The sequence below is a fragment of the Microcoleus sp. PH2017_08_TRC_O_A genome (assembly GCF_020738665.1).
GTDB lineage: Bacteria > Cyanobacteriota > Cyanobacteriia > Cyanobacteriales > Microcoleaceae > Microcoleus.
Genome location: NZ_JAEQCE010000042.1, coordinates 955 through 22566 on the forward strand (window position 1 = coordinate 955; position 21612 = coordinate 22566).

Consider the following 21612-nt stretch of genomic DNA (forward strand, 5'->3'; position numbering starts at 1 on the left):
ACAACTCCGACTCCGGTAACAACTCCGACTCCGGTAACAACTCCGACTCCGGTAACAACTCCGACTCCGGTAACAACTCCGACTCCGGTAACAACTCCGGCGGAAAGTCCAACTCCGGCGACAACTCCGACTCCGACTCCAAATCCTGTTGACTCTGACAGCATTGGTGGCGGTAATGCCGACGATCGCACTTGCGACGAAATTACCTTACCTGCGATCGATTCAATTCCAGGGCCGAATTCAGTCGATCGCACTTTCAACGGCACTGAGGGCAACGATTTCCTCATCGGTAGCAATCTCAACGACGCTATCAACGGTTTCAACGGGAACGACATTCTGCTGGGCGGAAGCGGTAACGACAATATTTATGGCGGGCGGCCCAGCAATATCCCTCTTGGCCCGAATGCAGACAAAGACTTGTTATTTGGCGGCAGAGGTAATGATTACCTCAACGGGGATGCCGGCGACGATCTCATTTTCGGTGGTAAAGGCGATGATGTGGCGATCGGTGGCAAAGACGATGACTTGATTTGGGGTGACAAGGGAAACGACACTCTGGTGGGGGCTGAGGGTAACGACTGCTTGTTTGGAGGCAGTTTTGACCCGTCTAGCCCGGACTCTACCGGACGCGATTTGCTGTTTGGCGGTGCTGGTAACGACTTCTTGAATGGAGGAGATGCTGCGGATACTCTGGGCGGTGGAGAGGGCAACGATACGCTGAACGGCGGTAAGGGCGATGATGTTCTGGTGGGGGGTACGGGCAACGATCTGCTGCTGGGCGATCGCGGTACTGATAGCATTTGCGGCGCCGATGGGGACGATACTATTTTCGGCGGTCGCGCGATCAACTTAAACGGATCTCCAGATTCCCTCTGTGGCGGTGCGGGTAACGATTTGCTGTTTGGTAACGGCGGTAATGACAACCTCTGCGGTGATGACGGCAATGATACTCTGTACGGCGGTAAGGGTGATGATACTTTGACTGGGGGTTTAGGTAACGATATTCTCAGTGGTGGCATTGGGCGCGATCGCTTTATTTTAACCGCAGGTGAAGGCAGCGATGTCATTGCTGATTTCACTAAAGGTGAAGATTTGCTAGTGTTAGCGGGCGGTTTAACTTTTGCTCAACTCACTATTACCCAAAGCCCTAATGCAGGTGCGATCGCGATTTCTCAGAACGGTCAACTGTTGGCTACGGTCAATAAAGTGGCTGGTAGTGCGATCGATCGCAGTGATTTTATCCTGTTTGGGCGATCGAACTAGCCGTAGGGTGCGTCAGTTTAATCTCAATCATCACGGACAATCTCGGAACTGACGCACCATGGAATAAATGGTGTGTCAGTTCCGAGATGATGAATTGGTCGCGAAAATCTCACGCTTCTGACACACCCTACTTCTACGAATACAGTGGCTGGTAGTGCGATCGAGCGCAGTGATTTTATCCTGTTTGGGCGATAAAATTAGCCGTAGGGTGCGTCAGGAAAGAGCATTCTCACATACAAAAAATCCCATTCTGACGCACCATTTATTCTGTGGTGCGTCAGTTTTTAGATTGTCATATCGTTTCCGGTTGTATGGGAATGATTTAACCGCAGAGGGCGCAGAGGACACAGAGAGAGAATAGAGAGATTAATAATAATTCCTATGCAACCGGAAACGATATCAGTTTGTCGCAAAAATCTCTCTAGCTGACACACTCTACTTCTAATTCTGACGCTGAAATAATCGATGTTTCCGGCTGATAAATTGAGAGGCTTTTAATAATCTCCAGAAATTGCTGCAAAATAGTCGATGAATCATTCTGCCGCCAAACCGCAGTTAAGTTAGTGGTTGTCGTTTGTTCCAGAATCGGACGATACACCACTCCTTTGCGTTGAAGATTCTGGACGTGAGATGGCAGAATGCTAATACCAGTTTCGCCTGCAACCAACCCCAAAATCGTGACCATAAAGACGGCTGTTTGAACAACTTTCGGCACAAATCCTGCTTGCGAACATAGATGGTAAATTTGTTCAGACAAACCCGCCACAACTTGATGCAGGGGCATGACAAATTCTTCATTTTTTACGTCAGCAAGCGAAATTTGGGATTTGGCTGCCAGCGGATGGTTTTTAGGTAAAACGGCGACAAGTGGTTCTTCCGTGATAGACATCGTTTCTAAATCATTGTCTTCCGAGATTTCGTGGTAGAGATACAGAAAAATGATATCAGTTTGGCGATCGCGCAATCTCTGAATTAGAAAAGCACTATTTTCTTCCTGTAAAATCAGTTTTACCTCTGGATATCGCTGTCGAAACGTTCGCAGCATCTCTGGAAAGACACCATTCGCGATCGAACTCGTAAAACTCACCGTCAAGTGACCCAATTCACCTTGATGAATGCGCTGGGTTTTATGTACCCCTTGTTCTAACAGTGCCAGAGTTGCACGAGATTCTTCTAAAAACGCCTGTCCTGCTGGAGTTAGCCCAATTGGGTGACTTTTGCGATCGAATAGTTGCACGCCCAATTCAGTCTCCAAATCTTTAATTTGGTTGCTTAGGGGCGGTTGCGAAATGTGCAATCGCTTTGCCGCATTGGTAAAGCTCAGTTCGTCTGCCACTGCAATGAAGTAACGGAGATGGCGAAGTTCCATAGATTTTAGATGTTAAACTTTAAACTTGGAAATGAATAATTACTATAGCGGTTATTGAGTAGATACTGCCATACTTTTTGAGTATATTCTTATATTAAAAAAAGTATTTGACATCTAATAATAACTTGTTTATTTTGGAAGTAATAGTTAGAAAATTTGGCGAGCAATTACGATTTTAATTATCACAAAACGAGGATTATTTATGTTGTCGCACGTAATTCGACGAGTTGCAGTTGTCGGAGGAACCCACGGAAATGAGTTAACAGGAGTTTACCTGATTAAGAAGTTTCAACAATTCCCAGACTTGCTGAAACGATCGACCTTTGAGACAGTTGCCTTATTAGCCAACCCGAAAGCGGTGGCGCTGAATCGGCGTTATGTCGATCGCGATTTGAACCGTTGCTTTAGCCGCGCAGATTTGGCTAACCCAGAGTTGACGGGTTACGAAGACATACGCGCTAAGGAAATCTCCGCCCAACTATGTCCTAAATACCATCATGGGGCTGATTTTATTATCGACCTCCACAGCACAACGGCGAACATGGGGCTGACAATTTTACCGTCTAGCAAACATCCATTCAATTTACAATTATTAGCCTATTTAAGCGAGCTCGATCGCTCAGTTCGAGTTTGTTTCCGAGATGAGGATGGTCAGGATTCGCCAATGTTGCGATCGCTATCTGCTTTTGGTTGCACGATAGAAGTTGGGCCCATCGCCCAGGGAGTCGTTAATGCCCATCTGTTTCAGCAAACCGAAAGGCTGGTTCGCACCATTGTAGATTATCTCGATGCCACAAATCGGGGCAATCCGCTAGTTATACCATCATATTTAACTGCATATCAGGCGATCGTTTCCGTAGACTACCCGAGAAATGCTGTAGGTGAAATGCAAGCCACTATCCATCCCCAACTTCAGTTTAAAGATTACGAACCCTTACATCCCGGTGAACCGATGTTTCTCACATTTACGGGAGAATCGCTCCCCTATCAAGGAGAATCTACAGTTTTCCCTGTATTCATTAACGAAGCTGCTTATTATGAAAAGCACATAGCGATGCTTTTGACTAAAAAACAACAGCTTCAGCTTAAAACTGCATAAAATCCTATCCCATCGTCAATTACCAGAAACAAAAAAGGTTTGTAGTGAGGACTTCAGTCCGCATCCATCCCAGGACAGAATTTCCAACTATTGAACCAATCTTACTAAGGTTTGTAGTGAGGACTTCAGTCCGCATCCATCCCAGGACAGAATTTCCAACTATCGAACCAATCTTACTAAGGTTTGTAGTGAGGACTTCAGTCCGCATCCATCCCAGGACAGAATTTCCAACTATCGAACCAATCTTACTAAGGTAATTCGAGCGGACATGATAGACAGCCTTTCTCAAAAATATGAGGTATGACTGAAAGCTTATATAACGACGAAACTAAGAGGGCTAAAGCCCAACTACATACCTCATCTTTCGATCGGGCATGATAGATATAACTCCCCAATGATTCAAAATATGACTTTTATGACATTAGGGTTATGACTTTTATGAATTCAAACAATGAATTTATGAAGTGACGTATCATCTCGCCTGTGTAATAATGTTAATTAACTTCAAGTCAATAAGTATTAGGTAAATGTAGGCAAAAAGGTGTGGGTAGATGGTGGGTAGGTAGGGTGAGAGGTAGTGAGCAAATCCCCCCCCCCAAGTATGTTGGCGATGTAATCGGGCTTTAAGGGGCTGTTTTTACCCTTTTCCGGGGCTAATAAACGCGAGATGCTATCGGAAATGAATGATTTTGTATTACTGCGGGGAATGTGTACTACAGGAAGCGGTAGGTAGGTTTGTTTTGGCTGTTTATTCAGGGTGAAAACCCCATATGCAGATTACATATGGACTATCGAATGGGAATATAGACAATAAAAAACCCGCCTTATTAGGGCGGGCTGGATTGGGGGGGGTTAGATGTCAGTTAGTTGAACCGTTGTGTCAATCCCTAGGTAATGGCGTTGGATGACCTCTACGCTGTTACCGCAGGCGGTAGCTAACAGAAGTAAGTCAGTGCCAGCGTGGGCTTGTAGGGTGATGAACGTATGGCGGGTATGGTAGATAGATAAGCGAGAACTTATCGCGCCAGAATCAGCCAATCCCGAAACAATACCAGGGTAGACGTACTTAATACCATTCTTTATTGAATTCCTATGGTCTCAGGGACGTGGTTGCTTTTTGCTTGCATATTCAGTTTTCAACGTTCTGTAAGGGCTTAAATTTCTATCAGGCTTCTATCAAACTAGCTGTTTATTCCCACCTGATAGTCAATATTTAATGTACATATGTAGGTTATAGTATGAGTATAGCAGGTTGTTAGCAAGTTGAGTACATTTTGACAACAACAGCCAACCCAAATGGGATAACAGTCTAGAAACCACAGCAGCAACTATTCCGAAACATTAGACAAGATTGCAAAAGTCCTTATTAATCAAATTTTGGGACGGGCTAGAAGCCCATCCCACAAGAAAAAAGATTTTTGTGGGATGGGCTTCTAGCCCGTCCTAAATATTTTTGCAAGAAGTCTATTAGCCGATCGCCCTACAACCCCACGAATCTGTCTTCTGGGAGGCTTTGGGAGCCCGATCGACCAAATACTGGTCTATTAAACTGGTATTTTTAGCTTGGGGATTTATGACAATTACTCGCGTTTCTGTAGGCGAAGGCGGCGATCGGGCGATCGCCCCTGGAGATTTCTTCTCTGTTTAGAGATCTGGTTAGCAAAAAAATCGGTAGTGCTGTCCCCACTGGCGAATCTTGTATATAAGACAACACGCTTGGGATAAGACTGTCTTGCGGATAACAAGGATGTGAAAAAGATACACTGCGATCGATCTCTGGGCAGCGCAATCATCAAAAAAGCTTAACCCAAGCTTATTGGACTGTATCCAGGTTTTAACGAGTAAAGTGCTGGGATTTTTTCTCGGTTAATTTCGGTTAATTACAGTTAACGGCGCTGGGACAAAAGGAAGAAACCGGGTTTTTCATCGATATTGAGAATTTTTAGGAAATATTTCCTAAAAAACCCGGTTTCTGGCCGCCTATGTCATTCTAATTTTCCGAATTGGGATTATTTAGTATCCCCAAACTTCTAACTTGTGACTTACGATACCTTGAATTTGCTGGGCGATCGCATCTTCAGGGCGATCGGCATCGATCCGGAAAATTCGAGATTTATGTTCCTGTGCCAACTCCGTAAAACCTTGCTGTACGCGCTTGTGAAACTGCAAATCAGCTTGCTCGATCCGATCGCGCTCTCCTCTGGCCCTTACCCTTGTCAAACCCGCCTCCACATTAATATCCAGCCACAAAGTCAGATCGCTTTCCAAGCCGCCGGTGGCAATTGCATTCAACTGCTTAATTAAATTTAAATTAAGATTGCGGCCGTAGCCCTGATAAGCAATCGTGGAGTCTGTAAAGCGATCGCATAAAACAATCGTTCCTTTCGATAACTCGGGTTTAAGAAAAGTTTCGACGTGCTGAGCGCGATCGGCAGCGTACATGAGTAATTCTGCTACATCAGATACAGATTCACCCGGATCTTGTTTGAGTAACAAATGCCGCAGTCCTTTTCCCAACTCCGTACCCCCCGGTTCGCGAGTAGCCACCAACCGGACTTTCTGAAAATAACTTACTTGCAGCCAATGTATCAATCGCTGCATTTGTGTAGTTTTTCCAGCACCTTCTACCCCCTCAAATACGATAAGTTTGCCCTTCATTGCCTAACTTTGCACCTCAATAAAATAAATATGAATCCTCCCGTATATCTGTTCTAGGTTCGGTATGATAATAAAGTCTCAGTGCCTCATGGTTGGAGTTTTCTATGGCTCGCTATACTGGTTTTTTTATCGTTGCAGTTCCGATCGACCGTCTCCGTCAATCCCTGATTGAAATTTTAGAGTCATGCAATCTTGATATTATCTACAATACAGGAGATTCCCTGATGGCTCGCGAACTTCCGGGTCAAGTTTCGATTCCGAAACTGGTCACCGCCGAAGTCCTAATTGAGAAAAACACGGCTAGTGACTCAGAAGTTCGCATGAACTTCGTAATCAAAAACGAGGAATTGCCCCTGCAAACCAATAACCACTGCCGTCAAATGTTCGAGCTAGTCAGTCGTTCAGTTATGAAAAACAATAACTGGCGGCTTTTGGAGAGTATGGCACTGTAGCCATAAATCATTAGTCATCAGTCATCAGTCATCAGTCATTAGTTCCTGGCTAATGACTAATTACTGATGACTTTTATTTGGAAGGTCTAAATTTAACCTCGAAACTTCCGGCGCAGCAGCAAAGAATTGGTAACAACGCTAACAGAACTAAACGCCATAAATGCGCCTGCTGCCGCAGGACTGAGTAAAATTCCAGTTGCAGGCAGCAAGAGACCGGCCGCAATTGGAATTCCCAGAGTATTATAAGCAAAAGCCCAGAATAAATTTTGGCGAATCTTATTAAAAGTAGCGCGACCAAGGTCGATCGACTCAACAACATCCATCAAAGCATTTCGCATTAGCACAATTTGAGCAGTCTCAACCGCGACATCAGTCCCGCAGTGCAAACCGATACCGACATCAGCTTGAGCCAAAGCCGGGGCATCATTGATTCCATCTCCCACTACAGCCACTTTACAGCCTTGGGCTTGCAAACTGGCGATCGCCCGAGCCTTCCCCTCCGGTCGCACTTCGGCCAAAACATCAGCAGCCGCCAAACCTAGCTGCTGCGCCACCACCAACGCCGCCGACGCCGTATCGCCCGTCAGCATGATTACCCGCAATCCCATGCCCCGCAGGCGATCGACTGCCGCCTTAGCATCTGGCCTCAGAGTATCTTTTAGCCCGATTACCCCCAGCAAAACACCCCCAGAAGCCACGTAAACCGCCGTTTTGCCTTGGCAAGACTCCAAAAGTTCCGCAGCCACAGCGACGCCCTGCTGGTTCATCCACTCAGCATTCCCCGCGAACACCCGCTGGCCCTCCACTAAAGCAGAAACCCCGAAGCCCGGTTCCGTGTAGAAATCATCAGCAGGTAGCAGCGGCAAACCTTGCTGTTGAGATTCCCGCAAAATCGCCGCGGCGATGGGATGACAAGCGCCTCTTTCGACTGCTGCGGCAATTTGCAGCAGTTTTGAGTCAATTGTGGAAATTGTGGAAATTGTGGAACAGATATCTTGTTTGTTTCCCACATTAATATCCGAGTTCAAATCCAACTCTGAATTCTGGAAAATCGGCAAATAATCAGTGAGTGTGAGATTTCCAGTTGTCAGAGTCCCAGTTTTGTCAAAAACCACAGTATCTAATTGATGCACTCGTTCTAAAACATCGCCACCGCGAATTAAAAGTCCGCGCTCCGCCCCGATGCCAGAACCGACTAAAATTGCAGTTGGGGTAGCCAGTCCCAAAGCACAAGGACAAGCAATGACTAAAACTGCGATCGCCAATTTCAAACTTAACAGCAAAGGCGATTGGTAATCGGTAATTGATAATTGATTTCCCATGCCCAATGCCCCATGCCCCATGCCCGATGCCCCATGCCCCATATTGTGTCCTAAAAGCACAGAAGGCCAAATATGAGTTCCGGCGAAATACCAAAATAGGAAAGTTAAAGCCGATATCGCCATTACGCCATAGACAAAATATCCGGCGACAGTATCAGCTAAGTGTTGAATCGGCGCTTTGCGAGTTTGGGCGGCTTGTACCAAAGCCACCATTTGAGCTACAGTTGTTTCCTGACCGGTGCGAGTTGCCCGCATCACAACTGCCCCGGATTTATTGATAGTTCCCGCTGCGACTGTATCTCCTGGTTGCTTCAAAACTGGCATCGATTCGCCAGTCAGCATCGATTCATCTACGGTTGTTTTACCTTCGCAGACTTCGCCGTCTACCGGAAATTTTTCACCGGGTAAAACTTGCAGCCATTCTCCGACTCGGACGCGATCGGCTGGAATTTCAATGTATTGTGGATTGTAGACCGCAGATGTCGAGTTTGCAGGCAATTCTTGAGAGTCCAAATCTAAAATCGGCAGTTTAAAATCAACTAAGCGGGCTGTCGCTGGTTGTAGTGCGATTAAAGCTTGCAAAGCTGATGCAGCGCGCCGTCTGGCTTGCTGTTCGAGAGTTTTGCCCAACAAGATAAAGCCCAAAAGCATCACGGGTTCGTCAAAAAAGCACTCCCATCCCATGCGTGGAAACAGCAGCGCCGCATTGCTAGCCGTGTAAGCCGTGACTGCGCCTAAAGCTACCAAAGTGTTCATGTTTGGTGCGTTTCGCCACAAACTGCGACAGCCGTCAACGATAATCGGGCGGCCAGGTAGCAGCAATGCGAGGGTGGCGAGTCCCCAGTGAAACCAAATGTTGCTGAGAATTGGGGCTTTGGTGCCGAGTATGTGTCCTAAACCGGATAGAATAATTAGAATAAGGGCGATCGACAATTGATTGATTTGCTGTCGAATTTCTTGCCGCCGCCGTTCAATTGCCGCCGCTTCTGCTTCCCGCTGATTTTCACCTAAGCGAGACTGAGAAGGAAATCCGTTATCAGTCAACTTTTTCGCTAAAGCCTCTGCATCGACAGCCCCCGGTTGACACTCAATTGTTGCGACTTCTACGGCCAAGTTAACGCAAGCCGAAATTACGCCTGAATGCTGCATGAGTTGGCGTTCAACTGATGCAGCGCAACCCGCACATTTCATCCCACCGACATCGAAAGTAACAACTTCTGGCGGGGGAGATTCTTTAACTGGGATGATTTGTGATTGATTTTCGGGGACTGTTTTGGGAATAAATTGCATTGGTTTTTTTCGGTATTGATTAGAATATTTTGGTGAGAACAGAAAGTGCATTATATCAATTCCGTCTAGCCGAGTAATTATTCATCTCTCTCTTCTCTCCCTCTGTGTCCTCTGCGTTCTCTGCGGTTAAATAATTCCGATACAACCAGAATTGATATAATGCACAGTTTAGACAAATGTCTATATTTTTATCATAGATAAAATTTCTGGCATCTTCCGAAAGTGTTAGTTTTTTTTAATTCTTATCTTAATTCTGAAGATTGGATGTACGGTTGAAACTGTATCTATACAGACACTCACGCACTCTAAGAGGGGGTTGAAGATTAGACGGTAATTGTCTTTAGTCCGATTGGCACGGACATCGTTTGTACAGACGCGGTTTCAACGGTACGATTAGTTAGTATTGAACTTTTAGGTGAGAAATTTAGCTATGACAGAATCAGATAAATTTTATATTGTCAAACGTCCTGCTGGTAATTGCGAGATTTTGCCGGCTCAAATCGCACAGCAAAGCCCCACTATTATAGAACAGTGGGGCCCTTACGATTCTGCTGAAGATGCGATCGCCCGACGCATCGGTTTAATTCGCGCTGGTAAATGTCAACCGCAATAAACGAACTTGGAAGGACTAAAGTCCTCACTACAAACCAGGTTCGTAGTGAGGACTTTAGTCCTTCTTTGCAGGTTCGTAGTGAGGACTTTAGTCCTTCTTTACTGAAGTTTTTGTGACTAAAAACTACTTAGATTTAGCAGGTGCCGCACTGGGTTTAGCCTGTGCAGCAGCGGGCTTAGAAGGCGTCGCCTGCGGTTTCGACTCCGCCTTATCGTTCCCTGTTTTACCAGTAATTTTATTGGTCAAAATTTCCAAAGCTTTGGCGTACTGCGGATCGGCCGTCGTAGCAATTTTATCGCGATCGCGCCGCAACTCCTGTTTTTGAGCGTCAGTGAGTTCAACCTGAAAATCAGGTTTAATTCCCATGTGGTTGATATCAGTGCCGTTGGGAGTAAAATACTTGGCAATTGTCACCGCCAAACCGGCACCATTTCCCACACCGCGTACTGACTGAACCAAACCCTTACCAAACGTCTTGGTTCCCACCAAAACCGCGCGCTTGTTGTCTTGCAAAGCGCCGGATAGAATCTCGCTAGCACTTGCTGAACCGCCGTCTACGAGGACAACTAAAGGTTTGTCGGTAATCTCTCCTTTGTTTGCGGTTTGTCGATCGGCTTCACCGACGCGATCGACCGTAGAGACGATCGTACCTTCTTTGAGCCACATCCGAGCAATTTCAATACTGCCGTAGAGCAACCCACCCGGATTGGAACGCAAGTCTAGAATATAACCCGTCACCTTTTTCTGTTCCAAATCCTTAATTGCCGATCGCATTTCCGATGCAGCGTTCGCGCTAAACTGATTTAAGCGAATATAGCCGATTTCGCCGATCGGGCTTTTCTGCACCGACTTCCGCACGGGATGAATTTCAATTTTAGCGCGTTTCAGCTTAAAATCTATTTCCTTTTTGTCCCGCAAAATAGTCAGAGTCACCTCAGTATTAGCCTGGCCGCGAATCAAACTTACCGCTTGATTCGTATCCATCCCTTCAGTAGTTTTGCCATCAATCTTAGTAATGATATCTTTTGCTAGAATACCAGCAGTAAAAGCAGGAGTATCCTCAATGGGAGAAATCACCACCAACTTCTTAGTTTTCTCATCTTGAGTCAACTGAATCCCAACTCCTGTGAGTTCACCAGAAGTTTCAACCTGCATATTTTTGAACTCTTCCGGGTTCATAAACCGCGTATAAGGATCGTCCAGCTTCTTCAGCATTTCTCGAATTGCTTTATAAGCTTCCTCATCGCTAGTATAAGTCCGGTTCAAATAATCATTCCGCACCGCTTTCCAGTCAACCTGGTTAAAAGTGCCATCAACATAACTTTTGTCAATAATCTGCCAAACTTCATCAACCAATTCTTTAGGACTTCCCCTAAAAGAAGCCAGGGATTTAGAACTGCAACCAGTGTTGGCAAGAGTTGCAGCAGTGAGTAACACCGCTGCTGCACTTAGAACAAGCCCTCGTTTTGTTATAACCATTTGTCTGACGCGCGGGAGGAAAAGAGTTCAGAATAATCACGCCCAATCTAACACAGGCAAGGCTTGGTCGGATTTTGGATACATATTTATTCAACTTTGCCGAGTTGTATTCCCAAAAGCCACAGGCAAGATGCCTGTGCCACCACAAGAGTTGTGGGGTGGGCATCTTGCCCGCCCCCAAAAGCCACAGGCAAGATGCCTGTGCCACCACAAGAGTTGTGGGGTGGGCATCTTGCCCGCCCCAAAAGCAACAGGCAAGATGCCTGTGCCACCACAAGAGTTGTGGGGTGGGCATCTTGCCCGCCCCAAACCTGAAAACTATATCCAGTAAAGCCTACTCAGGTTCAACCCAGCGATCGTCCGACTTAATCAAATTAATCAATTCTGCCACACCTTCAGACTCAGGAACCTTCTTAATTTCATCCCGGCCGCGGTACAGAGAAATATAACCCGGTTGCTTCCCGACATAGCCATAATCAGCATCAGCCATTTCGCCCGGCCCATTGACAATACAGCCCATCACTGCAATATCCAAACCCGTGAGATGCTTCGTCGCCTCTCTCACTTGATGTAACACTTCCTCCAAATTAAACAAAGTGCGGCCGCAGGAAGGACAAGCCACATACTCAACCATAGTTTTCCGCAATCCCAAGGCTTGCAGAATGCTGTAGCAGACAGGAATCTCCTTTTCCGGCGCCTCAGTCAGCGAGACGCGGATAGTATCGCCGATACCGTCAGCCAACAGCGGTGCGATACCAGCAGTGGATTTGATGCGCCCGTATTCGCCATCGCCAGCTTCCGTAACGCCCAAATGCAGCGGGTAATCCATCCCCAATTCGTCCATCCGGTGCGCCATCAAGCGGTAAGCAGCCACCATCACCGGCGCGCGGGAGGCTTTCAGGGAAATCACGATGTTGCGGAAGTCGAGGGATTCGCAAATTCTAATAAATTCCAGGGCCGATTCCACCATACCTTCCGGGGTGTCGCCGTAGGTAAACAGCATCCGTTCGGCGAGGGAACCGTGATTGACGCCGATTCGCAAAGCTTTACCTTGATCGCGCAGGGAAATCACCAGAGGTTCCAGGGTTTCGCGGATTTTATCCCCAATTTCGGCGAATTCCGCGTCAGTGTATTCGCTTCTGTCGGCTTTCGGCTTCTCGAACACGTAAAGTCCGGGATTGATTCTCACTTTGTCTACGTGTTTTGCCACTTCCAGCGCAATTTTCATCCCGTTGTGGTGGACATCAGCAACCAGGGGCACGGCTTGGTAGGTTTCGTGCAATTTTTGCTTAATTTCGGCTAAAGCTTTGGCGTGGGCCATACTGGGCACCGTAACGCGGACGATTTCGCAGCCAATCTCGTGCAGTCGCCGAATTCCTGCGACCGATCCGTCGATGTCGAGGGTGTCTTCGTTAATCATCGATTGTACGACGACTGGGTTGCCTCCGCCGATCGTGATACTGCCGACTTTGACGGGACGGGTTTTGCGGCGTTTGATGCTGGTGTCGAATACTGGTTGGCTAGATGCGGTTTTAGTTGGATTGGGCAGAGTTTGCATAATTGATGGCTGGTGTTCTCTAATTAAAGTTTATAAAATTGTGTCTGCTGTTTTTTAGGTTGCCATAGAAATGACCTGTTTGGACAAACAGGTTTATCGAACTAAAAGCCAACCATCACCGGGAAAGCCAACTGAAGTTGAGCCGGTGGAACTAAACCCAACCTACAAAATACAGTTAAGATACAGGCTAGGCTGAGATAAACCTTGATATTGGTTGGCGGTGAGGGGAATGGTTTGGACACCGGGGCAGGGCTTAAATGGCGATCGGTATATTATTGAAGCCAAGTTAGGTGAGGGCGGCTTTGGCATCACCTACCTAGCGCAGAAGGCGCAAAACGGGGGGCGGGTTGTCATCAAAACGCTGAAAGATGAATTATTGAGCGATCGAAATTTTGCCCGGTATCGGGACAGATTCCGGGATGAGGCGCTACTGCTATCTTTGTGCAAACATCCCAATATTGTGCAAATAGACAACTATTTCATTGATGGTAATTTGCCCTGTATTGCGATGGAATATGTGGCAGGGGAAGATTTGTGGAAATTAGTAGAAAAGCGCGGCATCCTATCGGAAACCGAAGCTTTAAACTACATCCGCAAAGTGGGAGAAGCCGTAATGGTAGTTCACGAAAAAGGTTTGCTACATCGGGATATCAAGCCACAAAATATTATGGTTCGCGACAATCAAGATGCAGTTTTGATTGACTTTGGTTTGGCGCGGGGTTTTATTCCCGATCGCACTCAGCAAATGACTTTGGGGCTAACACACGGTTTTGCACCTCCCGAACAGTACGGGGAGATTGGCAGATTTGCTGAGTATACAGATGTTTATGCTCTGGCGGCAACGCTATACTATTTACTAACGAGGACACCGCCAACTCCTGCATATTTGAGGGCTTTAAATCATCCTTTAAAGCCGCCGTTTCAGATTAATCCTAATATTAGCGATGCGGTGCATCGGGCAATTATGAAAGGGATGGAAATGGATGCAACAAAGCGCCCTCAGTCGGTTCAAAAATGGTTGGCTATGCTTCCACAACCTACCCTTGGTAATTGGGGGCAAATAGGGGGTGTTTTGCCAACGATTCCTAGCCCACAGCCCGCGCCACAACGTGTAAATTTGATTTCAGCAAAAGGAGTCGATTATCGCAACCTCGATCGGCTGTTGGCTGGCGGAGAATGGCAAAAGGCAGATAAGGAAACGACGAATAAGATGCTGGAAGCAGCAGGCAGAACAGAGGAGAGGTGGCTCAGCATTGAAGAGATTGATCAATTCCCCTGTGAAGACTTACGAACTATTGACCAACTTTGGGTAAAATACAGTAACGGACGTTTCGGCTTTTCGGTGCAGAAACGCATCTATCAAAGTCTGGGGGGAACCAGGGAATATGATGGTAAAATTTGGGAAGCTTTTGGCGATGGCGTAGGGTGGCGCGTGAAAGAAAGTTGGTTGTCTTATAATGATCTAAAATTCAACATCAAAGCACCATCAGGACACCTCCCCGCAGTTAAGATTTATAGTTCGTTTTGGGGTCGAGTATGTATGTCTGGTTGGATGGTGGGGTTTGTGTGGTTGGCGTGGTTGGCGTGGAATTTTCATCTGAATTCCTACCTTAAATGGTCGTTATGGGAAGGGGTTGGTATCGCAGGGGTTATTATTTGCTTCGCATTGATTATTATTTGCTTCGCATGGATTTTAGCGGATATTCTAAGACATTGTGTTAGCCACGACAAGTTGTGGGCTCTTCTTTCTCACGTCAAGTCGTAGGGTGTGTCGCCTCGAAAAATCCTCAACAAAAATCGACAATCTCATAGCGACGCACCTTACAAACTACTTGACTAAACAAATGTTGGCGTAGTTAAATCTTCAAAATATTTTACTTTCCCCCGCATATCCTTAAATAATTCTTCAGTTGAAAGAGAGTTTTCATACTGAGAAATTCTCACAACTGGTTTATTCCCATCCATTACTAAAATCTCTTCGCCTTCAAGCTCGACAAGTCGCAAAAATTCTAGTAATTGAGCTGTTAATTGACTTTTGTCTATGGTTTTCATAGGACAATGATTTGTGTTGTGTTAAAACTCTATTATATCTCAATACGGTTCACTTAGCAAAACGTGTCATTGCGAGCTAAGATCGATAGCTAGGGAGATTGTCGCTATAAACTCATATGATACGACGGGATAATCGCGCAGTGGAATATCAATGCAATGCTAGAAAAAGGTGCAATAAGTGGCAGACCCTTCAATCCCTCGAAAGCTGGCGGAAAGATTCTCAACTTATCTTATCAAAATGTTAAAATTACTGATAAAGGGATTGGCTTAGTTGAAGCTCATGTTCGCAGATTTAATCCTGTGGGTGAAGCAGAACTAAAAATGGTAGAAAGGTTAAGAAGTATAGTCGCACAAACCCTTGTAGCTGAGCCTGTTGATTTGCGCTTCTACACTCATGAATTGCGCGAGTATCTGAGGTATAAAAAACTTGGCTATCCCACAAGACAACCAGAAAATCCCGATGAAGCTTATGAACTCTGGAACAACGCTCACACAGCGACTCTTGAGGATTATAAGTTAAAAGAAGGATTTGGCGTTTTATTTCATCCTAGCGTGGAGGACTTTTAATGCAAAACTTAACTCAATTAACTCAGCTTGAATTAGTGCTCCTTGAATTAGTAGCTAAAGGTCAAGGAAAGTGGAGTTGGTACGAACTTGCGAATGCACTTTCCCGTCGAGATGTACCGCGAGAACCTGACATGATGGTTGTCTTAAAAAAACTTGCTGCTGATGGCTTGGTTAAACGATATATCGAAACAGGTTCGCCGCGCGACAGATGGGAATTGACGAGGGAAGGGTCGATTTTGCTGACTGACGCCACCGCAAATCGGCAGCGCGAAAGTATACGTTATGCAATTGCGATTGAAAAAGCCAACAGCAATTATTCTGCTTACGTTCTAGATTTACCGGGATGTGCGGCAACAGGTACAACTCTCGAAGAGGTAGAACAGCAAATTAAAGAAGCAATAGTCTTACACTTGGAAGAGTTGCGACAAGCTGGTTCGTCTATTCCTGAACCGAGGACTTTGTGCAAATATGTTGAAGTTTAACTTAGAAACCAATTTTGTAGTTTGCATTAACAATCAAGATTATCCAGCATCCTTGGAAGTCCGAAAAATCTATCGAATCATACCGGATAATCGCGCTGCGGAACATCTATTTATCCGAGTTATTGATGAATCAGGTGAAGATTATTTGTATCCAGTTGCGTATTTCGTGCCGATTGAATTGCCGAAAGCCGTAGAAGCAGTATTTGCATAGGATAAATTAACAATGATATCTGTAGAAAAATGCCCTATTTGCAGCGGTGAAATAGTTATCAAAGAAGTCGATAAACTTTTACGGGGCGGCAAGCATACTGCTATCTTAAAAGTATCGGCTGAAGTTTGCCTAAGCTGTGGAGAACGGTTGTACTCTGTCGAAACAGTTAGGAAATTTGCCAAAATTAGACAGCAATTGCAGCGAGAGGAGACTCAAGAATTCCAAGCGATGGGGCAATCTTTTCGAGTTGGGTAAATTATAGGATCGAATTTATGGTTTGAGTCGTAGGGTGCGTCGCCTCGAAAATTCCTAAACAAAAATCGACAATCTCATAGCGACGCACCTTACCAAATACTCGATCAAATAAATGTTGGCGTAGTTAAATCTTCAAAATATTTTACTTTCCCGCGCATATCCTTAAATAATTCTTCAGTTGAAAGAGACTTTTCATACTGAGAAATTCTCACAACTGGTTTATTCCCATCCATCACTAAAATCTCTTCGCCTTCAATCTCGACAAGTTGCAATAATTCGAGTAATTGAGCAGTTAATTGACTTTTGTCAACGATTTTCATAGGACAATAATTTGTGTTCTGTTAAAACTCAATTATATAGCGGTTCTCAAAAAAGTGAGGTATGCCCTAATGCCCTATGCCCTATGCCCTATGCCCTATTCCCAGTCATACCTCATCTTTCTGAGAAAGGCTATATCTCAATACGATTTATTTAGAATTAGGGTGCGTCAGAAGAGTGAGATTTTCGCTACTTTCCTCACAATCTCATTCTGACGCACGCCCGGAATAAATGGTGCGTCAGAATGAGATTTTTAGTGATAATTGAGAACTACCAAACTCATCGAGAATTTCAAAGGTGCTACAAGCCCCCGGATTTATCCGTGGAATCAATCCCAAATCGAAAATCGAAAATCCTCTCTTCCCCCGAATTTATCCGTGGGATCGCCTCTAAAATCTAAAATCTAAAATCTAAAATCGATTGACGCACCCTACCGCTGAACTACGGTATCTACAAACTGCTATTCATCCAACCGCAGAATCTAACCACGCAATTAAATCCTCTTCACTTGTAAAATCCAACAAAGCCTCTCCCAAATCATCTAACTGTGCCGCAGATAACCCCTGGATGCGAGTTTGAATTTCCATTGTAACATCACCCACCCGCCGCACAATCTGACGCATAATTAATCCTATTTCCCCCTCAATTTTACCCCTTTCGATTCCCTGTTCAATCCCTTGTTCAATCCCTTGTTCAATCCCTTGTTCAATCCCTTGTTCAATCCCTTGTTGTATTCCTTGTTGTATTCCTTGTTGTATTCCCCTTTGAATACCAATCTCTATCCCTTTTGTCACAGAACCTAGTTGGTCTTGGATAAACATTTCTCGCTTGTCTACATCATTTAATTCGTCGAGGGTCAAATTTGCTCGGTTGGCAATTCCCATCGCGGCATTAATCTCTGCAACTGACCCCAATGTCTCTGGTACTACTTCCAATGAGGGTGCGTTTTTCATGAAGTAAATCCATTTTTCAGGCAGAGTTGTGAGTTCATTCAATTCTTTTTTGAATTTCGGTAATTCGACAAACACTAATTTGATTTCGCAGTTGGGATAGACGAATTTTTCTTCGGTTTCTGTGAATTCAAAGTGCGAAATTAGTTTGTCGCTGTTTTCAAACAAGATGAAGTCGGTGATGGTTAAGGCAATGACTGGTTTTAATCTTAAATAACCTTCTCCGGCTTTGAGTTGAGTAGAATAGGTTTTGGCTGCGTTGTACACGACTCGTTTTTCAAAGGCGGCGACGTTGAGTACCTGCATTTCCACAATTACGGTTTTGTTTCCGGTAATCTTGGCTTTGACATCCAGGTAGGTGTCTTTTAATCCTGTGACGCTTCCGGCTGAATAAGGGTCAATTATTTCTATTTCTTCGATTGTGGATTCTCCGTTATACAGCATTGCATTTAGGAAGCTGATTAAAATTTCTGGATGTTCTGAAGATGCGAAGATTTTTTTGAATGCAAAGTCTGTTTTGGGGCTGATGAAACGCATATAGTTATAGTTTTTCGTGAACAGCAGATGACACTGAGGAAGATGTAGAGGTAAGAGAAAAATCTGGAGTTAGGGCGGGCATGGGCACCGCCCTTACAAATTATCTAAATTCAGCTATCAGCCTGTGGCTTGAGTAGTTGTTACAGATGACATAACTAGCTTTCCAGTTATATCCATTGTTGCCAGTTTCAACACTTCATTAAAAGCTAAACCCCGAATTTTGAGTTCCCACCGAATGCCTTTTGCTTTCATCCGCTTGGCTTTCCGCATATCAACATCCGCAGCTTTTTGATTCAGTAGCAAATGTTTCATTGCTGCTGTGGCTTCTACTTTTGTGGGATATGCAATGTAGGTGATAAATCCGCCGTCCCAGTGGTTGGCGTTGCGGATGCTGCTGATAGTCGCTACTCTCGGACTAAATCGGTTCCAGTATAAGTCGCTGTAGCCGATCGCCTGTGTGTTCACTTGGAGTTTGTTTGCCATTTGACTTAACTCCTATAACCTTGTGTGCGGGGTTTGCAGTACCGTTTTGGTTGTTAGAGTCGATAGGGGCATTTCTACCCCTACCTCTCATTCAGAACGGAACGTGAAACTTTCGCTTCATTCCGCTCCTCGATATCTTCATCCTTTTTTTAAGGATACAACTCAAAACGGATTGCTATGATAGTCCTTACTAAGGGAGCCGTCATTTTCCGTTTTTGTGTCGTGACAATGCTTATGTAGCAGTTGTAAGTTTTTATACTCATCCTTTCCGCCTAATGAGCGGGGTTGGATATGGTCAACTTCTACGATGTCTGTAGGTGTGAAATACAGACCGCAGTGGGTACATCTACCTTTTTGTGCTTTAAGGAGTGTTGCCACTCTTGTCGGCGTTTCAGGGTATTCTCCACGTCTGGAACTCCAATAAATCCAGTTACCGTCGAAAGGTGTTGCATTGCCTTTTACTTTTACGTGCCTTATGATAGGCGTTGCTGAGTGTTGGGCTAGCTCTAAACCTTCTTCTGTACTGAAGCACCAATTTCTATCGCCTACTGTCCTCCAGTATTTGTCTTTATTGATGCTACCTTTTCCCCGTCTTCTAGCCCATGCTCTTAACTTGTCATAAGTAAGCCTATCTATCTTTGAGAAGGTTTCCTTACTTACTACTGTTGAATAATAGTTTGACCATCCCCGGATGGTTTGATTTAACCTTTGGATTAAGGCGTATTGGGGGGAGTGGCTATGGGTATCTATTATTTCTTCAATTTTTCCAAGATGAGCTTTGATTTTGGGTTTAGACGGAGTAATTAATGTCTTAAAGCCGAGTGGTATTCCATGTGTATTTTTGGCACTTCGGTAGTTACCTACCTTATGTTGTTGTACATGGAATCCTAAAAACTCAAACCCAACATTTCCATTGTATTTATTGAGGGTGTGGGTTAATTTTGTCTTACTTGGCTTCAATTCTAAGCCTAAATCACTCAACCATTCTGCAATTATCTTCTGACAGGCTAATATGACTTCAATGTCTTTGTGTATAATCACAAAATCATCGGCATATCGGATTAAACTGATTTCTCTTCGTTGGTTTATGTTGTTACCTACGAACTGTTTAACCCGTTCTTCCATTCCATGAAGGGCTATGTTAGCCAATAGCGGGGAAATGACCCCTCCTTGTGGCGTACCTTCTACGGTCGGAAAGATTTCACCTTGGTCTAATACCCCACTTTTAAGCCACGACTTAATTTGTTTTCTCAGTCGTGGATAGGTATTGATTTTGTCAAGCAATGCTTTGTGATTAATGCGGTCAAAGCATTTGGCAATATCAGCGTCTAGCACATATTTGGCTTTATATCTGATGTTGTCAAAAATAGCTCCAATCGCATCGTGACACGACCTACCGGGTCTAAAACCATAAGAGTTTGGCTCAAATTTTGCCTCCCATTCTGGCTCAAGAGCTGCTTTTACAACTGCTTGTAAGGCGCGGTCGTACATTGTGGGTATACCTAATGGTCTAGACTCATTAGTGCCTGGTTTTGGTATCATTACCCGACGTGTCGGTTGTGATTTACCAGTTGTTTTGAGTTGACCTACTAGCTCAAAGCGTTGCTTCGGGGTTAGTGATTTAATACCATCCACACCTGCTGTACGCACGCCAGTATTGTCTTGTGTGACCCGTCGTATCGCTAGAACCTTATTAGACCACGAATTAATCAAGGTCTTTTGAAGCTTCCTCACTGCTTTTACATCGCCACGCTCACTTGCTCGATAGATACGTTTTTGCAACTTGAATGTCAATCTTTCGGCTTTCCGCCAATTGATTTGATTCCATTCCACCGTCGGGTTATCCCGCGTTTTAGACTTGTTCATTGCTATTCTTGTTCCTATCCTTGAAGTTACCGTGTATCCGTTAGCATATCCCTGTTATTACAACAGAGCATTGGCTTCTGATACAATCCCTCTCCCATATACTATTCGTTAGCTACTTACCGATAATCGACCTGATTCCAGAAATATACGAGAGTTACTTCGTTCCAGATATACATTGATTGAGTTTTTAGTGTGATGCTATCCACCGGGTTTATGGGCGGTGCTTATAGGTCGAGTGCAAAATCGCCTATGCCCTAGCCTTGCCATTTTGGCTTGGTCTTAATCAGTCTTTACCGTGTTTCTCAACGGGTTTATTCTTGATTCAGCCGTTAGACCATCTATACTATCGATGGTTCAGACACATCTTTGCTTTCGCTATACATGAACTCTTGCTCAACAGTTACCAGTTTCGGCTACCAGTAGTCTGCCTTTTATCCCCGCTTTACGCTGCTAGTTGCTACTTAACAAGGTAGGGGATATGCTTTTACCGCTGCACTTGCGGACTGGGACTTGGGATGAACCGCACCCAGATGTGTATCCAGTTATGATGACTATGTAGTCACCCTAGCCATCCCCTAAGTATTGCTACTCAGTTTCGACTAAACGAATCGCACTTGCTATTTATATTATAGCAAATTAATGCGGAATTGGGAATTGGGAATTGGTAATTGGTAATTGGGAATTGGTAATTGGGAATTGGGAATTGGGAATTGGGAATTGGGAATTGGGAATTGGGAATTGGGAATTGGGAATTGGTAATTGGGAATTGGGAATTGGTAATTGGTAAT

Annotated in this window: 22 protein-coding genes; 11 read left to right on the forward strand and 11 right to left on the reverse strand. The window is 44.9% G+C overall.

All coding sequences use genetic code 11. The features are described from left to right. Positions 1–1263, forward strand: a 1263-nt coding sequence (locus JGK22_RS16325; RefSeq protein WP_293313206.1) for a calcium-binding protein, incomplete at its 5' end; no start/stop codon positions are given. Positions 1264–1684: 421 nt separating this feature from the next. Here the strand turns inward: JGK22_RS16325 and JGK22_RS16330 are convergent. Next, positions 1685–2632 (reverse strand): LysR family transcriptional regulator, encoded by a 948-nt coding sequence (locus JGK22_RS16330; protein ID WP_293192009.1) that lies wholly within the window; start codon positions 2630–2632, stop codon positions 1685–1687. 202 nt (positions 2633–2834) lie between these two features. Here JGK22_RS16330 and JGK22_RS16335 point away from each other — a divergent pair, with 202 nt between their 5' ends. Continuing rightward, positions 2835–3731, forward strand: a complete 897-nt coding sequence (locus JGK22_RS16335) for an aspartoacylase (protein WP_293313208.1) — start codon at positions 2835–2837, stop codon at positions 3729–3731. Between the two features lie 1513 nt (positions 3732–5244). Further along, positions 5245–5379: a hypothetical protein gene (locus tag JGK22_RS16340; RefSeq protein ID WP_293217010.1), complete on the forward strand. Its 135-nt coding sequence runs from the start codon at positions 5245–5247 to the stop codon at positions 5377–5379. Between the two features lie 365 nt (positions 5380–5744). Here JGK22_RS16340 and tmk read toward each other — a convergent pair whose 3' ends face one another. Continuing rightward, a complete protein-coding gene (gene tmk, locus JGK22_RS16345; RefSeq protein ID WP_293182744.1) occupies positions 5745–6389 on the reverse strand; it encodes a dTMP kinase in 645 nt (214 codons plus the stop codon). Between the two features lie 104 nt (positions 6390–6493). Between tmk and JGK22_RS16350 the strand changes: the two genes are divergently transcribed. Next, positions 6494–6841: a hypothetical protein gene (locus tag JGK22_RS16350; protein WP_293158409.1), complete on the forward strand. Its 348-nt coding sequence runs from the start codon at positions 6494–6496 to the stop codon at positions 6839–6841. A 92-nt stretch (positions 6842–6933) separates the two neighbouring features. Here the strand turns inward: JGK22_RS16350 and JGK22_RS16355 are convergent, their stop codons facing one another. Then, entirely contained in the window at positions 6934–9453 is a 2520-nt protein-coding gene (locus JGK22_RS16355) for a heavy metal translocating P-type ATPase (RefSeq protein ID WP_293196236.1), read from the reverse strand. A gap of 430 nt (positions 9454–9883) precedes the next feature. Between JGK22_RS16355 and JGK22_RS16360 the strand changes: the two genes are divergently transcribed. Beyond that, a complete protein-coding gene (locus JGK22_RS16360) occupies positions 9884–10066 on the forward strand; it encodes a DDE transposase family protein (protein WP_293182740.1) in 183 nt (60 codons plus the stop codon). 123 nt (positions 10067–10189) lie between these two features. On the opposite strand, the gene ctpC is transcribed toward JGK22_RS16360, so the two are convergent. The 3 genes from ctpC to ispG all read right to left on the reverse strand — a co-directional run bounded on the left by ctpC (position 10190) and on the right by ispG (position 13103). After that, a complete protein-coding gene (gene ctpC, locus JGK22_RS16365; RefSeq protein ID WP_293208487.1) occupies positions 10190–11545 on the reverse strand; it encodes a carboxyl-terminal processing protease CtpC in 1356 nt (451 codons plus the stop codon). An 86-nt stretch (positions 11546–11631) separates the two neighbouring features. Beyond that, positions 11632–11817, reverse strand: coding sequence for a hypothetical protein (locus JGK22_RS16370; RefSeq protein ID WP_293182736.1), 186 nt, complete (start codon positions 11815–11817; stop codon positions 11632–11634). A 62-nt stretch (positions 11818–11879) separates the two neighbouring features. Beyond that, the gene (gene ispG / locus JGK22_RS16375; RefSeq protein ID WP_293182734.1) at positions 11880–13103 is read right to left on the reverse strand and encodes a (E)-4-hydroxy-3-methylbut-2-enyl-diphosphate synthase; all 1224 of its coding nucleotides are present in this window, start codon (positions 13101–13103) and stop codon (positions 11880–11882) included. 229 nt (positions 13104–13332) lie between these two features. On the opposite strand from ispG, the gene JGK22_RS16380 reads away from it, so the two are divergent. Then, the gene (locus JGK22_RS16380; protein WP_293182732.1) at positions 13333–14868 is read left to right on the forward strand and encodes a serine/threonine-protein kinase; all 1536 of its coding nucleotides are present in this window, start codon (positions 13333–13335) and stop codon (positions 14866–14868) included. A gap of 71 nt (positions 14869–14939) precedes the next feature. On the opposite strand, the gene JGK22_RS16385 is transcribed toward JGK22_RS16380, so the two are convergent. After that, entirely contained in the window at positions 14940–15155 is a 216-nt protein-coding gene (locus JGK22_RS16385) for a prevent-host-death protein (RefSeq protein ID WP_293182730.1), read from the reverse strand. A gap of 156 nt (positions 15156–15311) precedes the next feature. On the opposite strand from JGK22_RS16385, the gene JGK22_RS16390 reads away from it, so the two are divergent. Genes JGK22_RS16390 through JGK22_RS16405 form a run of 4 tightly spaced genes read left to right on the forward strand, consistent with a single transcriptional unit; the run spans position 15312 to position 16670 of the window. Then, positions 15312–15722: a hypothetical protein gene (locus JGK22_RS16390; RefSeq protein WP_293182728.1), complete on the forward strand. Its 411-nt coding sequence runs from the start codon at positions 15312–15314 to the stop codon at positions 15720–15722. Beyond that, positions 15722–16204: a type II toxin-antitoxin system HicB family antitoxin gene (locus JGK22_RS33290; RefSeq protein WP_366025930.1), complete on the forward strand. Its 483-nt coding sequence runs from the start codon at positions 15722–15724 to the stop codon at positions 16202–16204. The genes JGK22_RS16390 and JGK22_RS33290 overlap by 1 nt, the downstream gene beginning before the upstream one ends. Continuing rightward, positions 16191–16415, forward strand: a complete 225-nt coding sequence (locus JGK22_RS16400) for a hypothetical protein (RefSeq protein ID WP_293182726.1) — start codon at positions 16191–16193, stop codon at positions 16413–16415. The genes JGK22_RS33290 and JGK22_RS16400 overlap by 14 nt, the downstream gene beginning before the upstream one ends. A 12-nt stretch (positions 16416–16427) precedes the next feature. After that, a complete protein-coding gene (locus JGK22_RS16405) occupies positions 16428–16670 on the forward strand; it encodes a YgiT-type zinc finger protein (RefSeq protein WP_293182724.1) in 243 nt (80 codons plus the stop codon). A 104-nt stretch (positions 16671–16774) separates the two neighbouring features. Here the strand turns inward: JGK22_RS16405 and JGK22_RS16410 are convergent, their stop codons facing one another. The 4 genes from JGK22_RS16410 to ltrA form a co-directional block, all read right to left on the reverse strand. Then, positions 16775–16990 carry a prevent-host-death protein gene (locus tag JGK22_RS16410; RefSeq protein ID WP_293182722.1) on the reverse strand — a complete coding sequence of 72 codons (216 nt, stop codon included), beginning with the start codon at positions 16988–16990 and terminating at the stop codon, positions 16775–16777. A 462-nt stretch (positions 16991–17452) separates the two neighbouring features. Then, positions 17453–18475, reverse strand: a complete 1023-nt coding sequence (locus tag JGK22_RS16415; protein ID WP_293182720.1) for an Rpn family recombination-promoting nuclease/putative transposase — start codon at positions 18473–18475, stop codon at positions 17453–17455. A 117-nt stretch (positions 18476–18592) separates the two neighbouring features. After that, a complete protein-coding gene (locus JGK22_RS16420; RefSeq protein ID WP_293182718.1) occupies positions 18593–18958 on the reverse strand; it encodes a hypothetical protein in 366 nt (121 codons plus the stop codon). Between the two features lie 162 nt (positions 18959–19120). After that, positions 19121–20824 carry a group II intron reverse transcriptase/maturase gene (ltrA, locus tag JGK22_RS16425; RefSeq protein WP_293182716.1) on the reverse strand — a complete coding sequence of 568 codons (1704 nt, stop codon included), beginning with the start codon at positions 20822–20824 and terminating at the stop codon, positions 19121–19123. A 661-nt stretch (positions 20825–21485) separates the two neighbouring features. Between ltrA and JGK22_RS16430 the strand changes: the two genes are divergently transcribed. Then, complete coding sequence (locus JGK22_RS16430; protein WP_293182714.1) at positions 21486–21611, forward strand: hypothetical protein; 126 nt, start codon at positions 21486–21488, stop codon at positions 21609–21611. Position 21612 lies beyond the last annotated feature (1 nt).

Bases quoted from the DNA above. Each gene is read 5' to 3' on its own strand.
- JGK22_RS16330 (WP_293192009.1), bottom strand. From the start codon at position 2,632: ATGGAACTTCGCCATCTCCGTTACTTCATTGCAGTGGCAGACGAACTG.
- JGK22_RS16335 (WP_293313208.1), top strand. From the start codon at position 2,835: ATGTTGTCGCACGTAATTCGACGAGTTGCAGTTGTCGGAGGAACCCAC.
- tmk (WP_293182744.1), bottom strand. From the start codon at position 6,389: ATGAAGGGCAAACTTATCGTATTTGAGGGGGTAGAAGGTGCTGGAAAA.
- JGK22_RS16350 (WP_293158409.1), top strand. From the start codon at position 6,494: ATGGCTCGCTATACTGGTTTTTTTATCGTTGCAGTTCCGATCGACCGT.
- JGK22_RS16355 (WP_293196236.1), bottom strand. From the start codon at position 9,453: ATGCAATTTATTCCCAAAACAGTCCCCGAAAATCAATCACAAATCATC.
- JGK22_RS16360 (WP_293182740.1), top strand. From the start codon at position 9,884: ATGACAGAATCAGATAAATTTTATATTGTCAAACGTCCTGCTGGTAAT.
- ctpC (WP_293208487.1), bottom strand. From the start codon at position 11,545: ATGGTTATAACAAAACGAGGGCTTGTTCTAAGTGCAGCAGCGGTGTTA.
- ispG (WP_293182734.1), bottom strand. From the start codon at position 13,103: ATGCAAACTCTGCCCAATCCAACTAAAACCGCATCTAGCCAACCAGTA.
- JGK22_RS16380 (WP_293182732.1), top strand. From the start codon at position 13,333: ATGGTTTGGACACCGGGGCAGGGCTTAAATGGCGATCGGTATATTATT.
- JGK22_RS16385 (WP_293182730.1), bottom strand. From the start codon at position 15,155: ATGAAAACCATAGACAAAAGTCAATTAACAGCTCAATTACTAGAATTT.
- JGK22_RS16390 (WP_293182728.1), top strand. From the start codon at position 15,312: ATGCTAGAAAAAGGTGCAATAAGTGGCAGACCCTTCAATCCCTCGAAA.
- JGK22_RS33290 (WP_366025930.1), top strand. From the start codon at position 15,722: ATGCAAAACTTAACTCAATTAACTCAGCTTGAATTAGTGCTCCTTGAA.
- JGK22_RS16400 (WP_293182726.1), top strand. From the start codon at position 16,191: ATGTTGAAGTTTAACTTAGAAACCAATTTTGTAGTTTGCATTAACAAT.
- JGK22_RS16405 (WP_293182724.1), top strand. From the start codon at position 16,428: ATGATATCTGTAGAAAAATGCCCTATTTGCAGCGGTGAAATAGTTATC.
- JGK22_RS16410 (WP_293182722.1), bottom strand. From the start codon at position 16,990: ATGAAAATCGTTGACAAAAGTCAATTAACTGCTCAATTACTCGAATTA.
- JGK22_RS16415 (WP_293182720.1), bottom strand. From the start codon at position 18,475: ATGCGTTTCATCAGCCCCAAAACAGACTTTGCATTCAAAAAAATCTTC.
- JGK22_RS16420 (WP_293182718.1), bottom strand. From the start codon at position 18,958: ATGGCAAACAAACTCCAAGTGAACACACAGGCGATCGGCTACAGCGAC.
- ltrA (WP_293182716.1), bottom strand. From the start codon at position 20,824: ATGAACAAGTCTAAAACGCGGGATAACCCGACGGTGGAATGGAATCAA.